The 16,018-nt window shown below is 48.2% G+C and carries 14 protein-coding genes; 9 read left to right on the top strand and 5 right to left on the bottom strand.

The annotated features are described in order from the left end of the window. Window positions 1-81 precede the first annotated feature (81 nt). A complete protein-coding gene (locus OIK42_RS08795) occupies window positions 82-264 on the bottom strand; it encodes a hypothetical protein (RefSeq protein ID WP_273639817.1) in 183 nt (60 codons plus the stop codon). A 67-nt stretch (window positions 265-331) separates the two neighbouring features. On the opposite strand from OIK42_RS08795, the gene OIK42_RS08800 reads away from it, so the two are divergent. The 3 genes from OIK42_RS08800 (at window position 332) to OIK42_RS08810 (ending at window position 2,282) form a co-directional block, all read left to right on the top strand. Further along, entirely contained in the window at window positions 332-967 is a 636-nt protein-coding gene (locus OIK42_RS08800) for an HvfX family Cu-binding RiPP maturation protein (RefSeq protein WP_273639818.1), read from the top strand. 79 nt (window positions 968-1,046) lie between these two features. Further along, window positions 1,047-1,598, top strand: coding sequence for an NAD(P)H nitroreductase (locus tag OIK42_RS08805; RefSeq protein WP_273639819.1), 552 nt, complete (start codon window positions 1,047-1,049; stop codon window positions 1,596-1,598). Between the two features lie 183 nt (window positions 1,599-1,781). Beyond that, window positions 1,782-2,282, top strand: coding sequence for a DUF2306 domain-containing protein (locus OIK42_RS08810; RefSeq protein ID WP_273639821.1), 501 nt, complete (start codon window positions 1,782-1,784; stop codon window positions 2,280-2,282). Window positions 2,283-2,533: 251 nt separating this feature from the next. Here OIK42_RS08810 and pyk read toward each other — a convergent pair whose 3' ends face one another. Beyond that, window positions 2,534-3,970, bottom strand: coding sequence for a pyruvate kinase (pyk, locus tag OIK42_RS08815; protein ID WP_273639822.1), 1,437 nt, complete (start codon window positions 3,968-3,970; stop codon window positions 2,534-2,536). Between the two features lie 476 nt (window positions 3,971-4,446). Further along, window positions 4,447-5,298: a MurR/RpiR family transcriptional regulator gene (locus OIK42_RS08820; protein ID WP_273639824.1), complete on the bottom strand. Its 852-nt coding sequence runs from the start codon at window positions 5,296-5,298 to the stop codon at window positions 4,447-4,449. 545 nt (window positions 5,299-5,843) lie between these two features. Here OIK42_RS08820 and zwf point away from each other — a divergent pair. The 5 genes from zwf to OIK42_RS08845 are packed head-to-tail and all read left to right on the top strand — an operon-like array spanning window position 5,844 to window position 11,464. Beyond that, on the top strand, window positions 5,844-7,337 hold the full coding sequence (zwf, locus tag OIK42_RS08825; protein WP_273639826.1) for a glucose-6-phosphate dehydrogenase: 1,494 nt from the start codon (window positions 5,844-5,846) through the stop codon (window positions 7,335-7,337). A gap of 2 nt (window positions 7,338-7,339) precedes the next feature. Next, window positions 7,340-8,032, top strand: a complete 693-nt coding sequence (pgl, locus tag OIK42_RS08830; RefSeq protein ID WP_273639828.1) for a 6-phosphogluconolactonase — start codon at window positions 7,340-7,342, stop codon at window positions 8,030-8,032. A gap of 9 nt (window positions 8,033-8,041) precedes the next feature. Further along, window positions 8,042-9,871, top strand: a complete 1,830-nt coding sequence (gene edd, locus OIK42_RS08835) for a phosphogluconate dehydratase (RefSeq protein WP_273639830.1) — start codon at window positions 8,042-8,044, stop codon at window positions 9,869-9,871. Continuing rightward, on the top strand, window positions 9,868-10,818 hold the full coding sequence (glk, locus tag OIK42_RS08840) for a glucokinase (protein ID WP_273639832.1): 951 nt from the start codon (window positions 9,868-9,870) through the stop codon (window positions 10,816-10,818). The genes edd and glk overlap by 4 nt, the downstream gene beginning before the upstream one ends. 4 nt (window positions 10,819-10,822) lie before the next feature. Continuing rightward, window positions 10,823-11,464, top strand: coding sequence for a bifunctional 4-hydroxy-2-oxoglutarate aldolase/2-dehydro-3-deoxy-phosphogluconate aldolase (locus OIK42_RS08845; protein WP_273639834.1), 642 nt, complete (start codon window positions 10,823-10,825; stop codon window positions 11,462-11,464). A 59-nt stretch (window positions 11,465-11,523) separates the two neighbouring features. Here OIK42_RS08845 and OIK42_RS08850 read toward each other — a convergent pair whose 3' ends face one another. Further along, window positions 11,524-12,366, bottom strand: a complete 843-nt coding sequence (locus OIK42_RS08850) for a D-hexose-6-phosphate mutarotase (protein ID WP_273639835.1) — start codon at window positions 12,364-12,366, stop codon at window positions 11,524-11,526. Between the two features lie 187 nt (window positions 12,367-12,553). Further along, window positions 12,554-13,549: a type I glyceraldehyde-3-phosphate dehydrogenase gene (gene gap, locus OIK42_RS08855; RefSeq protein WP_273639837.1), complete on the bottom strand. Its 996-nt coding sequence runs from the start codon at window positions 13,547-13,549 to the stop codon at window positions 12,554-12,556. 236 nt (window positions 13,550-13,785) lie between these two features. Here gap and malQ point away from each other — a divergent pair, with 236 nt between their 5' ends. After that, window positions 13,786-15,981: a 4-alpha-glucanotransferase gene (gene malQ / locus OIK42_RS08860; protein WP_273639838.1), complete on the top strand. Its 2,196-nt coding sequence runs from the start codon at window positions 13,786-13,788 to the stop codon at window positions 15,979-15,981. The last annotated feature ends 37 nt before the right edge of the window (window positions 15,982-16,018 follow it).

The following is a 16,018-nucleotide window of genomic DNA, read 5'->3' on the forward strand; positions in this document are numbered from 1 at the left end:
AACTTACCTATTTTAAGATTCACCCCTATGTTAACTAATCGGCAAATTATCGCGAACTAATTTTGTAATGAAATGTGATTTTCATTTTCTATCAGCCCGCTTTACTGCGGTGACGGGCTGTTCATCGTCTTTTAGCCAATGCTGGAGTAATTTAGCAATGGCTTTATGCTGTTCGTCAGACATGGTCATCAAGAGCTTCGCCTGCCGCTCGCGATAGCGCACTTTGGGCTGGCCACGTTGCATTAACTGTTTAAAGCGACTCATGAATATGAAAGTTTTAATCGGTGAGCTCGTTCTAACACTTTAGACACTTATTAAAAGGGAAACAACAATGGTCTCACTCATTGTCAGGCTGAATACCGTGCTTAACCAAGCAGCGGGAGGAGCGGGCGGTATATCGTTGCTGTTGCTGAGAATATATCTGATGCCTGTTTTGGCCCAGGCCGGTTGGCAAAAACTCACCAACCTCGACAGCACGGCTGACTGGTTTGGCAACCCTGATTATGGTTTGGGTTTGCCATTGCCGATGGTAATGGCCGTACTGGCAGCCGTGACCGAATTTTTTGGCGCCTGGCTGTTACTGTTTGGGCTTGGCACACGCCTTGTGGCGATACCCATGATGATTACAATGCTGGTTGCGATGTTCACCGTACACTGGAACAACGGGTGGCTGGCAATCGCTGACGCCAATAGCTGGCTGGCCGATGGCACGCTGTTGCTTAATGAGTCGGTGATGGCGTCGCCGGAAAAACTCGCTGCTGCCAAATCCCTGTTAGCTGAACATGGTCATATTGACTGGCTGACAGCCAGTGGCAACTTTGTGATACTCAATAACGGCATTGAATTTGCCTCAACCTATTTTGTGATGTTGTTCGTGTTGTTCTGTTTTGGTGGCGGACGCTACGTAAGTATTGATTATTATTTACATCAGTGGCTGCGGCAACAAGCGAGCAAAAAGAAGAGTTAAAAAAAGCATAAACTCTGTTGCTATAAGGGTGGTCTTTTTGTGAATGTATGCGTAAATTAGCAGCAAAGAGGAGAGCTTTATGGATGCATTAGAATTACTGCTTAACCGACACTCACAGCCACGTTTAACGTCACCAGCCCCCAGTGGTGAGGCATTAGACAATATTAAACAAGCAGCACTGCGAGCACCTGACCATGGCGCACTCAAGCCATGGCGGTTTCTAATTTGTCAGGGCAAAGGTCTGGATAAACTGGGCAGCCTGTTTGAGCAGTCGGCAATAGATAACGATAAGCCAGAGCGCGTTATTGAACGCGCTCCCCAGTTACCCACCCGTGCGCCCATGATTATCGTGATCACAACGCGCTATCAGGTGCACGAAAAGGTGCCTAACATCGAGCAGTTTGCATCAGCCAGTTGTGCTGCAATGGCGATGCAAATGGCTGCGGCAGCCCAGGGCTTTCAGGGCATGTGGCGTACCGGCGAATATGCCCATTGCGACATTGTAAAAAAAGGCTTAGGCGTTGATCCTGAAGACGAAATCGTCGGCTTTTTATACCTTGGTACGCCGGCACAGGATACGGTAAACAAACCTGCGCTGGCACCAGATGACTATTTTTCTGTGTGGGAATAAGTAATACCGGGCCATGGCGGTGACGCTGCGCCAAGTGCAGCGGCTCCGTGTTATGTGCTAGCGACAAATGTATCTTGAGATAATGGCCAGTGTCAGGTTTACAGCACCTGGCCGGTAATCAGGCGAACTCACTGTTGTGTGCGATTGTGCGTGCCTGAGCTTTCTTTGCGAGGGAGAAACGCGGTGATCGATCTGTCAAACTGGATTCATACAACGGTGGGCGGCGTCCATGTGTTTGCCTCTTTTGTGGGCCTGGCTACCGGCGCCTGGGTTATTGCAGGCAAGAAGGGGACGAGATTACATAAATGCATGGGCTATACGTTTGCCGGGGCGTTGTTATTGGTTAATGGTTCGGCAATGTTTATATACGGTTTTAACCAGGGCAGCCCCAGCGTGTTTCATTTGTTGGTACCGGTGTCGTTGTTCTTTTTGGCATTTGGGTTGTATCCCATGTTATTTGGCAACAAGTCTATATCGCTGAATCGCCACATCATAGGTATGACCGCCGCTGTTTACGGCCTTTATGCCGCCGGGGCGACAGAATTTTTTGTTCGGGAAATGGCGCAGGGGCTGGGGCCTGAGCAATTAATCCTCTTCTCGTTTATGATTTCTGTCCCTTTTGCTGTGGCCATTACCGTTAGCATTATTTACTTTCAAAAGAAATTTGTTCGCAAACCGCGCTAATGCGCTGCAGCTCGGTTGGTTTAGCTATGCCTGAGCAAGTTAAACCACCTGCGGCAGGTCGTTCCGCGGACGGTGCTGGATGTCATTGATAGTGCTTTAGGTGTGTTTGATTTCGTCATGTACATCTGCACAGCACGCAGCATCAATGCATCGCTTGGCGTACCGACTGTGGCGATGGTTTTTCATTGACCAATAAAAAAGCCGGATAACACTGCAGTGTTATCCGGCTTTTTTAACGTGTTGATAGCTTATTAATCTACCACAATGATCTTAATTGCATCGGTCGCACCGATGGTTTCCATGCGATCGCCGTGAGTAAGAATAATAATATCGCCGGGTTCAGCAAGTTTGTGTGACTTTACCAGTGCGACTACGTCTTTACGCAGCTCGCCAGCGGCACTTTTGCTTGAGTCGAAAAACAGTGGCTGAACGTTGCGGAACAACGCCATGGCATTCAACGTGTCGATGTGACGTGACAACGCCAGGATCGGCAGTCGAGTGGTCATTCGTGACATTAAGCGTGGCGTACTACCGCTCTCGGTTAAACCCACGATGGCCTTCACTCCGGGGAGGTGATTGGCCGCATAGACTGCAGACATGGCAATGGTTTCGCTGATAGAACCAAACATTTCGTCCATGCGGTGCTTGGAGACTTTAATGCTGGAATGCGTTTCAGCGCCTTCACACACACGCGCCATTGCTTTAACCGTCTCAACCGGGTAGCTGCCCGCTGCGGTTTCAGCCGACAGCATGACTGCATCAGTACCGTCTAAAACAGCGTTGGCCACATCCATAACTTCAGCCCGGGTTGGCATTGGGCTTTCAATCATAGATTCCATCATTTGCGTCGCGGTAATGACAACTTTGTTCAGTTGACGCGAACGGGCAATCAGTTTCTTTTGCACGCCCACCAGCTCAGCATCGCCAATTTCCACACCCAAATCACCGCGCGCTACCATAACGGCATCTGATGCACGAATGACGTCATCAATGGCTTCATCACTGGCAACCGCCTCGGCGCGCTCTACTTTTGCACAAATCATGGCCTTACAGCCTGCCGCCTCTGCCAGCTCACGTGCATAGTCAAGGTCGGCGCCACTGCGCGGGAAAGACACCGCCAGGTAGTCGACACCGATTTCAGCTGCGGTGAGGATATCTTTCTTGTCTTTTTCAGTAAGGGCTTCAGCCGATAAACCACCACCAAGACGGTTGATGCCTTTATTGTTCGACAACTTACCGCCAACAGTCACAACGGTATGTACTTTACGTCCTTCAACACTGGTGACTTCAAGTTGAATACGACCATCGTCAAGCAACAGGATGTCGCCCTTGCTGACATCGTCTGGCAGCGCTTTATAATCGATACCAACCTGTTGTTCATTTCCGGCATCGCGGTCGAGTTCAGCGTCGAGGATAAAAGGGTCGCCAATCTTCAGATAGACTTTGTCGTTGGCAAATCGTGAAACACGAATTTTAGGGCCTTGCAAATCACCTAGGATAGCAACGTATTTACCCAGCTTCTTGGCTGCAGCACGAACCCGTTGGGCACGTTCAATATGATCTTGCGCCTGACCGTGTGAAAAGTTCATTCGTACAACATTTGCACCAGCGGCAAGAATGGCTTCTATTTTCTCTTGCGTATCTGTTGCAGGTCCTAGCGTAGCCAGAATTTTCGTTCTTCTCGTCATGTGTGTTATCGCTTGTTAATTGTTAAAGTGGGACAACCCGTGATTAAATATTGCTGAAAATCTATTTCGTAATTTAATTACAAAATACTAGACGAATTTGACCAAATTGTGAATGGTTGATTAAAGATTCTTTATTAATTAATCAATTGTCACCATCAGCATAGTAAAAACAGCCAACAGTTGCCAGTGGGTGTTTTTTCTCATCTTGGCCCTGTCCATATAAAACATCGTTGGTTAACGCACAGTGCTGATGGTTTAAAAAAGAGGGCCAACGCGTTGTGCTGACAGCGAATTTGTCTTTAGTGCTAACATCCAGATGAGTGAATTGAAACACTATGTTATTCAGTTCATTGCGAGGAGGGTGGGTGCCCGCCGTTGGTGGTCTGTGGTGTTAACCTCCACGCGCCCAAATTGTATTACAAATGATGTCCGGTGGCCAGTCGAACTGGCCCGACTACCACAAGCTTTACCGCTTTTTAACTTTCGCGTTTTTCGTAACGAGAGCCGCGCAGGGTGTCTTTAACCCGTTTCAGGTTTTCTCTGAACTTGTTGCCACGACGTAAAGTAAACCCTGTGGCCAGTACATCAACCAGCGTCAACTGGGCAATGCGCGAGGCCATTGGCATGTACATATCAGTGTCCTCAGGAACTTCAAGTGACAGCACATAGGTGCACTCATTAGCCAGTGGACTGTCAGCCGACGTTATGCCGACAACTGTAGCGTCATTGGCTTTGGCGATCTGCGCTATTTCAACCAGACTTTTCGTTCTGCCGGTATGCGAGAACAACATGACCACATCGCCGGATCCACAATTCATGCAACTCATACGCTGCATAAGAATGTCTTCAAAGTAGACGACCGGTACATTAAACCGAAAAAACTTATTCAGCGCATCATGGGCCACAGAGGCCGAGGCACCCAAACCGAAAAAGGAAATGCGTTGCGCCTGAGTGAGCAAATCAACGACGCGATTAACCGTGCTAACACATACCGATTGACGGGCAACTTCGAGCGATGCCATGGTCGATTCAAATATTTTATTGGTGTACTCATCCGGGCTGTCGTTTTCGTCTACGTGACGGTTTACATAGGGTGTGCCGTTGGCGAGACTTTGCGCAAGATGCAGTTTAAAATCCGGAAACCCCTTAGTGTCCAGGCGGCGGCAAAAACGGTTAACAGTGGGTTCGCTGACATCTGACATTTTGGCCAGAGTTGCTATACTGGAATGAATTGCCGATTGAGGATTTGCCAGGATCACTTCTGCGACTTTGCGCTCCGATTTACTGAAGGCAGATTTGTGCTGCGTGATTTTTTCTAAGATATTCATATTTTTTTATAACACTGTGTGTGAAAAGTGTGTTCTCCCAATCGCTATACTACTGAATATGAAAGATCGTACAAGAAAAATGTAATTAATTAACATGATTCGCGGTATCACGTTTTGAAATAAAACATCAAAGCGCCCTGAATGCCTGAATATGGCCCTGAACCCCTGATATTAATTAATATTGTATGATTTTAGGGGGGTGGGATTTGCTGTGCTGAGGCACTCGTCATCCCGCTCAATGATGGCCGGTAAACAGACTGTTTACCGCGGTTGGGGCACGCAGAAGAAGTCAGTCTCTGAGTTGAATTGCCACCTAGTGCTAAAAAGCCTGGGACTTTTGGTTTATTTTGCCTTTGAGATTGTGTTAAAAACTGCCAGCGGTGCCTTTTTTATAAAGGGCTGACACGTATTATTAGATTTTAATTCAGATACGAAACAAAAGTTGTAATTTTACTACATTTGTTGTTAACTATACGATAACAAATAGCATCATAGCAGCCAGTTGAATGGTTGCTGTTAAAATAAATTGATATAAGGCCGATTTCATGGTGATGGATAGTTCTTTTGAAGCCTGTGACTTTGTGTTGTTTGGCACTAAAGGTGACCTTTCTCGACGCAAACTGTTACCTTCAATGTATCAGTTAGAAAAAGCAGGATTGTTGCACGCAGAGACAACAATCGTAGGTGTAGCGCGCCAGACTCTCTCAGACGAAGAGTATGTAGAGGAAGTCAGAAAGTCGCTGGAAGAGTTCTCTGGTGAGACCATTTGTGAAGCAACCTGGGAAACATTCAAAGCCAGACTTTCTTACGCACAAGTGGATATGAAAGAGATCGCCAGCTATAGCTCGCTGGAATCTCATGTCAACCCGGACCGGGTCATGGTGTGTTATCTGGCCACCCCGCCTTCTATCTATGGCGATATTTGCCGCGGTTTGCACGGGTGCAATATTATCGACTCCAGCGTTCGTCTGGTGCTTGAAAAGCCGATCGGTCACGACCTTGAGTCATCCAAAGTCATCAATGAGCAGGTTGCTGAATACTTTGGCGAATCGCAGATCTACCGTATCGACCATTACTTAGGAAAAGAAACGGTACTTAACCTGATTGCATTGCGTTTTGCTAACTCTATTTTTACGACCAACTGGGATCATAACTGTATTGATCACGTGCAAATATCGGTTGCTGAATCTGTCGGTATTGAAGGACGTTGGGGTTACTTTGACGACGCAGGCCAGATGCGTGACATGGTCCAAAATCACTTATTGCAGATACTGAGCCTGGTGGCGATGGAGCCTCCGGCGAACCTGGACGCAGACAGCATTCGTGACGAAAAGCTCAAAGTCCTTAAAGCCTTGCGCCCGATTAACGCCACCAACGTTAACGATGTCACGGTGAGAGGGCAGTACACCTCTGGTTTTGTAAAAGGCAAGGAAGTGCCTGGCTACCTTGAGGAAGACGATGCCAACACGGTCAGTAAAACAGAAACCTTCGTTGCGATTAAAGCTGAAATAGATAACTGGCGTTGGGCGGGTGTTCCGTTTTACCTGAGAACCGGCAAACGACTGCCAACCAAGGTGTCTGAAGTGGTTATCTACTTTAAGCGTCAGCCGCACAATTTGTTCACTGCTAGCTTTAACGACTTGCCGCCTAATAAGCTGGTTATTCGTTTACAGCCCGACGAAGGTGTGGAAATTACCGTAATGAACAAAGTCCCGGGGCTAACCAGTTCAGGCGCGATGGATTTGCAGAAGTCGAAACTGAACCTGAGTTTCTCTGAAGAATTCTCTGACGATCGCATCCCGGACGCTTACGAGAAATTACTGCTGGAAGTTATGCTCGGTAATCAGGCGTTATTCGTACGACGTGACGAAATTGAACAGGCCTGGACCTGGGTTGATTCGATTTTAGCCGCATGGCGTAACACCAACGAACCACCAGAGCCTTATCAGGCTGGTACCTGGGGTCCGGTTGCGTCGATTGGTTTACTGGCTCGTGCAAATCGTAGCTGGTATGAAAGTAAAGTAAAAAAGAAAAAGTAATTATGCCATTAACACAATCATTATATGAAAGTGCAGAGGCGCTTAATCAGGAATTTGCCAAAGAAATTGTTGCGTTGCTGAAGCAGGGCATTGACGAGCGTGGTCGCGCCAGCCTTATGGTAAGTGGCGGTCGCACTCCACTGCCGTTATTTAAAGCCTTGAGTGAAGCCGATTTAGATTGGTCTAGAGTGGATGTCTCGCTGGTTGACGAACGTTGGGTTGACGAAAGCAGTGATGCCAGCAATACCCGCTTAGTTAAGCAAAACCTATTGGTAGGTAAGGCCGCTGCAGCGCGCTTTATCGAAATGAAATCGCCAGAAGCGGATGCCGCCGATGCGGTGATTGATTGCGAAGGCCGACTCTCTGCCGTCTCTCAGCCATTTGATGTGCTGATACTGGGCATGGGTGAAGATGGCCATACCGCGTCACTCTTCCCGTGCAGTGAGCAACTCGCCGATGGCTTAAAGCTTGATAGTGGCAGAGTCTGTATTGCGACTCAGCCAACGACTGCGCCGCATCAGCGTATGTCATTAACGCTGCCGGCTATTGTTGCCAGCCGGAACATATTTTTGCACCTGACCGGCGATAAAAAACGTCAGGTACTCGAAGACGCAGTTGCCAATTCAACGGCCACTGAAAAGCCAATTGTTGCGGTCATTAATGCCGCATCAGTGACGTTGAAATGGGCACCGTAGGAGTCAATTATGAATACACAGGTAAACGAAGTAACGCAACGCATTATTGAGCGCAGCAAAGCATCCCGCGCCGCCTATCTGGCAAAAATTGAGCGCGCAAGGGGGCAGGGTCCGCATCGTGGTGTATTGTCATGCGGAAACCTGGCGCATGGTTTTGCCGCGTGCAACACCGATGACAAATCTGATTTGCGCAGCATGACCAAAGCAAATATTGCCATCGTATCATCGTACAACGATATGCTGTCGGCACATCAACCTTACGAAACCTACCCACAAATTATTAAAGATACGGTCCGGGAAGTGGGCAGTGTTGCTCAGTTCGCGGGTGGTGTACCGGCAATGTGTGACGGCGTAACCCAGGGTAATCCGGGTATGGAACTGAGCCTGATGAGCCGTGATGTCATTGCTCAGGCTGCCGCGGTAGCATTGTCACACAACATGTTTGACGGCGCTATGATGCTCGGTATCTGCGACAAAATTGTCCCAGGATTACTGATTGGCTCTCTTAGCTTTGGTCATTTACCAACGGTATTTGTGCCAGCAGGGCCAATGCCAAGTGGCTTGCCGAACAAAGACAAAGCGCGCGTACGGCAAGAGTATGCCGAAGGCAAAGTAGGCCGCGATAAGCTGCTTGAGGCTGAATCTCAGTCTTATCACTCTGCCGGTACCTGTACGTTTTACGGAACCGCAAACAGTAACCAGTTAGTGGTTGAAATGATGGGGCTGCATTTACCGGGTTCATCATTTGTTAATCCGGGCACTGAATTACGTGATGCACTAACGCGTGCTGCCTCACGTCAGGTAACCCGCTTAACAGCGCTGGGTGACAACTATACGCCAATTGGCCATATTGTTGATGAGAAATCCATCGTTAACGGTATTGTTGCCCTGTTAGCAACGGGTGGCTCAACTAACCATACCATGCACCTGATCGCCGTGGCGCGGGCTGCCGGTATTATTGTTAACTGGGATGACTTCTCAGAACTGTCTAATGCGGTACCGCTGTTAACCCGGATTTATCCGAATGGCTCGGCCGACATTAACCATTTCGTTGCCGCTGGTGGTATGGCGCTGTTGTTCAAACAGTTACGCGATGCCGGACTTATCCATAATGACGTGAAAACCATTGTGGGTGAAGGGCTGGATTTATACACCAAGGAACCTGCGCTGCAAGACGGTGAAGTAACCTGGCGTGATGGTCCGGTGAAATCCCACGACACTGAAGTATTCGCCAGTGTTGAAGCACCCTTTAAGCCCGATGGCGGCCTGAACGTGTTGTCAGGTAACCTGGGCCGGGCCGTGATCAAGACATCTGCTCTGCGTAATCCGCATTGTACGATTAAAGCACCAGCCGTGGTATTTGAAGATCAATACCAGCTGGACGCTGCGTTTAAGTCTGGTGAACTGGATAAAGACTGCATTGTGGTTGTACGCTTCCAGGGGCCTGCTGCGATTGGTATGCCTGAACTGCATCGTTTAACACCGCCTCTGGGTGTGCTGCAGGATCGTGGCTACAACGTAGCACTGGTGACCGATGGCCGTATGTCCGGCGCATCCGGAAAAGTACCGGCCGCCATCCATGTCACACCAGAAGCCTTTTTAGGCGGCCTGCTGGCGAAAGTTGAAACGGGCGACATTATTGAGCTGGATACCAAAACCGGTGCGCTGACGCTGCACGTTGACGAAGCAACACTGGCCGAACGTACTCCGGCTGTAGCTGATCTGACTATGCAACATGAAGGCATGGGCCGCGAACTATTTGGCGGTATGCGCGGCGTGATTTCCGGCGCAGAAGAAGGAGCCTGCACATTGTTTTATACGCAGGAGCAAAATGTATGAGTGTCCGGTTTGTCGCAGATGTCGGCGGCACTAACATTCGTGTAGCAAAAGTCACTGAGCAGGGTCTGAGTGATATTAAAAAGTACCTGTGCAAAGACTTCGCCAGTATTGATTTAGCGTTACATCGGTATTTTAGCGATGTCGGTGAGCAATTCAGTGCGGGGTGTATTGCCATCGCCTGTCCGGTTGTGGCGGATGAGGTGGTAATGACCAATCACAGCTGGTCGTTTTCGCAGCGCGCGTTAAAACAACAGTTAGGGTTAACCGATCTGTTTGTGATTAATGATTTTACCGCTGTCGCCCATTCACTGCCGGTGCTGTCTGAGTCACAACTTATTCAGGTCGGTCCCGGCACCGCCCTGCCACAAGGGAATAAAGTGGTATTCGGTGCTGGCACAGGCCTGGGTGTAGAGCATATGATGCTGACCTCCAGCGGCTGGAAAACCCTCGATGGTGAGGGCGGGCATGTTGACTTTGCGCCGGTTGATGAGACTGATATCGTCATTTGGCGGCATCTACAGTCTGAGCTGGACAGAGTATCAGCAGAAGATGTGTTGTCGGGTCGTGGTTTATTAAATATATACCGCGCCCTGGCAATTCACGATGGGCAATCGCCTGTCGTAACCGACCCCGCTCAGGTAACTGAGCAGGCGTTGGCTGGCAAATGTTCTATTTGCCTGGCAGCACTGACTCAGTTTTGTCGCATTATGGGTAATTTTGCCGGAAACCTGGCGCTTAACCTGGCAACAACTGGTGGTGTATTTATTGGTGGCGGTATTGCCACACGCTTCACCGACTTTTTGATTGATAGTGATTTTAGAGCCAGTTTTGAAGCAAAAGGACGTATGAAGCATTACGTTAAAGACATTCCGACATACCTGATTAATGAGCCGGATCATGGTTTATTAGGTGCATCAGCGTATTTACAACAACAGATTGCGAGTTGATTTTATGACAAATTGGAAAAGTTCGCCGGCAGATATTTTCGCAGCGGGCCCAGTCGTTCCGGTACTGGTTATTGAAGATGTAGAAAAAGCAGTACCTCTGGCCCATGCATTAATGGCCGGTGGTATAAAAGTACTGGAAGTGACGCTGCGTACTCCCGCTGCACTGGACGTAATCAAACGCATTGCTGATGAAGTACCTGATGCCCTCATAGGGGCAGGTACGGTGACCAATGCGCAACAGCTTAAGCAAGTTGTTGAAGCCGGCGCTAAGTTTGCGATAAGTCCGGGTATGACTGATGATTTGCTAAAAGCAGGTCTTGAATTTGATATTCCGCTTATTCCTGGTATATCGTCTACCTCAGATTTGATGAAAGCCAAAGATGCCGGTTACACGTATCTGAAGTTTTTCCCGGCTGAGGCCTCTGGCGGTGTAAAAGCCATTAAGTCTATCAGCGGGCCGTTTCCGGACACTGTATTCTGCCCAACTGGCGGTATTGGTCCGGGTAACTACAACGACTACCTTGCATTGCCAAATGTACGATGTGTTGGCGGTTCATGGTTGGCTCCGGATGATGCGATTAACTCGGGTGACTGGAATCGTATTACCGAACTGGCCAAAGAAGCGGTCGCGAACGCTATCAAGTAAGCAGCTCGCTTAGTGAGAAAAAGGGCGGTACCTAGTCAGGGCTGCCCTTTTTTATGCCTTCAAATAATAGTTTGCACAAGACGGTGAGTTTCGCCTGGCTCCAGAGTGATTCCATTGGTGACGGCTGTTTCTACACAGAGCATGTGTTTATAGCCAAATGCATCCATATCCGTTATAGACGCTGCACTTTGCCAGGGGTTCCACACCACAATGCTGTCGTGATTAGCCGATTGTATGGTAATCACCTGTTGGCCTTTTTCGATGATATGGAGTTCTGCTGGCGACTCCTGATGAATCCGATCCGTTTGCCCGCTTAAGGTATAAGGCGAGGGGGTTTGTTTTACTTCACCCTTATCAAGTTTATCTTTATATTCCCCGGTTAATCCCTGGATTTGGGCTTCATGGATATCTTGAACGGCTAAATAGCTGTGTAACGCACAATTAAAATCAAAAGCGTGTGAAGAGGTGTTGATCGTTTCCAGCGTCACTGTGAGTTGTTCGCCAATGACCAGATGCAACTTTACCTCGCTACTGAATGCGACGCCCTGGCCTTGTGTGGTATCAGGTACGAGGGTCAGCGATGTGGACCTGCCGTCATCACTGTCTGAGCTTTCAATCGTCCACTTTTGGGTACGCAGAATGCCGTGAGAGGGTAAATCTTTTGAACTACCGTGGTCGTTACCAAACCAGGGCCAGCATAGTGGAATACCGCCCCGGATGGCGCGTTCACCATTTAATATTGCAACCGGACTGAGCCATAACCTGTCGCGGTTATCCGCTTTGGGGATGAAAGACAACACATGGCCGCCGAATAAACTGATGCGGCAGATTGCAGACTTGTTCTCGATAATCAAAAACTGATTGTTATCCCTTTCGACAACTCTTAAAGATGGGTCACTCATGAGTCTAATTCCCTTAACCAGCTAAATAACTATTGACGGTTTTATAATAACCTTAAGTGTAAGCTGATTGACAGTTAGGTTTGTGAAAAACGTATGTATATCGCTATTAAAAAAAAAAGGTGAGATACCAGTTCAGTATCACACCTTTTGTTCAAACTTGATAATAGAAATTATCTAATCAACTTATCTACTTACTGATATGGGCAACCAGTTCCAGGACTTTATTCGAATAACCCCATTCGTTGTCATACCAGGAAACGACCTTAACGAATTTATCGGTAAGTGCGATACCTGCGGTGGCATCGAATATACTGGTCCGGGCATCACCAACGAAATCGTTAGAAACTACCGCGTCTTCAGTGTAGCCCAGGATGCCTTTCAATTCGCCTTCAGAAGCGGTTTTCATGGCTTCACAAATGGCTTCATAACTGGTGGCTGTGGCTAAGTTAACCGTGAGATCTACCACTGATACATTAGGCGTTGGTACGCGGAATGCCATACCGGTAAGTTTGCCATTCAGTGCCGGGATAACCTTACCTACTGCTTTGGCTGCGCCAGTAGACGATGGAATAATATTCTGACCAGCACCGCGGCCACCACGCCAGTCTTTCATCGACGGGCCGTCTACGGTCTTCTGCGTTGCAGTAGTTGCATGCACTGTCGTCATTAAACCATCAACAATACCAAACTTGTCGTTAAGTACTTTGGCGATAGGAGCCAGACAGTTAGTGGTGCACGATGCGTTTGAAACGATGGTCTCACCGGCATAGCTGTCCTGGTTCACGCCCATAACAAACATTGGGGTGTCGTCTTTTGAAGGCGCAGACATCACCACTTTCTTGGCGCCTGCTTCGATATGCTTACTGGCCGTTTCTTTAGTCAAAAACAGACCGGTTGATTCCACTACTACATCTACATCAACGTCTGACCATTTCAGTTGTGCCGGATCTTTTTCGGCGGTCACACGAATTTTGGTGCCGTCTACAATTAATTGGCCATTATCAATGCTAATATCAGCGTTGAAAATACCATGAGTTGAATCGTATTTTAGTAGGTATGCAATGTAATCAGGGTCCAACAAATCGTTGATCGCAACTACTTCAATGTCTTGTCTGCTCGCTGCTGCGCGCATTACGAGCCGGCCTATTCTGCCAAACCCATTGATCCCGACGCGTATTGTCATAACATGCCTCTGTATCGTTAGTTAATAAATTGAAAAATAATTACGTAAAGTATGGATCAAAACTACCTTTAAGGCAAAGCCTAATACATTTTTTGTTGCAAAATTACAAAACTAAACTATGCAAACGTATTCAATTTTACCTCAGAAATTCTTAAACAATAATGTACAGTATTGTTTATTGGTCAATGCCGACTCATCGTACTGGCGTTGCGTTATCTCACACACAGGAACTACTCATGACTAATCAGCTTTTACAAAAGCTTGTCGAAATGCGGGGTATCGAAACCCATTATGTTGATGCATGGGGAAACCCGGCCGTTATCTCCGAGGCCAGTCAGGCAAAACTGTTGCAGGCACTCGGTTATGAAATCGGTAACGAATCAGTGATAGCTGAACAGCTCGAAACAGAAATTGCAATGGTATGGTCAAAGCCGCTCGATCCGGTCAGCGTCATACGCACCACCGACGAACGGTATTTTCGCTTGCGTTTGCCACTACCGCAGGTGAATGAGACGTATAATGTCACCATTACCGAGGAAACCGGCGAGACGCATACCTTTAATGTTATAGCAGTTGATCATGATTTGCTCAATGTGGGTGAGGTGGACGACCTTGAGTTTCATGAATACGCAATCCCCATTACGGTGGAGTTACCGCTGGGCTATCATCAGTTGAGCGTGAGCTTTGAAACGACTGATATAGCAACAATGCGCCTTATCATGGCGCCGCCAGCGTGCTATCAACCAGACGTTGTCGAAAGTGGCAATAAACAATGGGGGTTGAGCGTACAGCTTTACTGTTTGCGCAGTGAAACCAACTGGGGCATTGGTGATTTTTCGGATCTGACCACTCTGGTGACTCAGGCGGGGGCATTGGGGGCTGGTTTTATAGGGTTAAATCCCATTCATGCGCTGTATCCGTCTAACCCCGAAGCCTGCAGTCCGTACGGCCCGTCTTCGCGTCGCTGGTTGAACTTTTTGTATATCGACGTGACTGCCATGCCGTGTTTCGACAGCGACAGCGTGCAAAAAGTGGTAAATTCTGCTGATTTTCAGGCTCGCTTACAGTACGTCAGGCAAACCGAATTTGTTGATTACAGCGCCGTAACTGAATTAAAAATGGCGGCGTTAAAGCCACTGTTCGATGCCTACTACAACGCCTATTTGACTAAAAATACCAAACAAAACAGAGCGTTTAAGTCGTTTATTAAGGTTGGCGGTGAAAGCCTGCAAATGTTGGCGACCTACGATGCGATGCAAGAGTATTTACAGGCAAGCGGTAAAGAGGCCTGGGGATGGCCTGTTTTCCCAGCCGAGTGGCAGGATTTTCACAACGATGCGGTGGCGAAGTTTGCCCGCCAGCACAAGCACCGCATTACGTTTTACCTGTTTTTGCAATGGCAGGCAGCAGAGCAACTCGACCAGGCGAATCAGGCGGCTGTTGATGCTGGAATGGGGATTGGTATTTACCGCGATCTGGCGGTTGGTGTCAGTGAGGGAAGCGCTGAAATATGGGGCAATAAAGATTTATACTGCACTGGCGCCAGCGTTGGTGCACCGCCGGATGTGTTGGGCCCGCTGGGGCAAAATTGGGGACTGCCGCCCATGGATCCTGCCATGTTATTCGAACAGGGCTATCAGCCGATCATCGATTTGTTTGATTCGAATATGCAATCTTCCGGTGCACTGCGAATTGATCATGTCATGGGGTTATTGCGACTGTGGTGGGTGAGCAAAGGCGATCACGCCAAAGCCGGTGGTTATGTCTATTATCCAATTGAGGATTTGCTGGCTATTTTAGCCCTTGAAAGTCATCGTCACCAGGCCATGGTCATTGGCGAAGATTTGGGCACGGTGCCCGAAGAAATTCGTCAGACACTGTGTGACAATGGTGTGTTTTCGTATCGGGTGTTCTTTTTTGAAAAAGCTAAAGATGGTGGTTTTTATTCGCCATCCCATTATCCTGTACAAAGTATGGCAACGTTAACCACCCATGATATGCCGACGTTAATTGGTTACTGGCACTGTCTCGATCTTGAGCTGGGTAAGCAGTTGCAGCTTTACACTGACGACGCTGTGCTGCAAACGCTGTACGACTCGCGACATGAAGATAAGCAGGCAATCCTTGACTCATTGCATGGCCATGGTCATGCTGACAACAGTATCGGCCGTCATGTAAGTGATGTCGGGATGACCAGAAACCTCAATCATGCGTTACAAACTCATATGTCGTATGGCAGTAGCACGCTGCTTAGCCTGCAACTTGAGGATTGGTTGGAAATGGATAAACCGGTGAACGTACCCGGCACCTTTAAAGAGTATCCTAACTGGCGACGCAAGCTGTCACGCAACTTAGGCGATATTTTTAAAGATCCGGATATTCAGGCATTGGCTGCCAGAATCGAGCAGGGACGGCGCGCCGCGAGCCGTTAATTTAATTTCTGTCACGGGCAGAAGAAGTAGGAGTCAC

The sequence above is a fragment of the Alteromonas gilva genome (genome assembly GCF_028595265.1).
Classification (GTDB): domain Bacteria; phylum Pseudomonadota; class Gammaproteobacteria; order Enterobacterales; family Alteromonadaceae; genus Alteromonas; species Alteromonas gilva.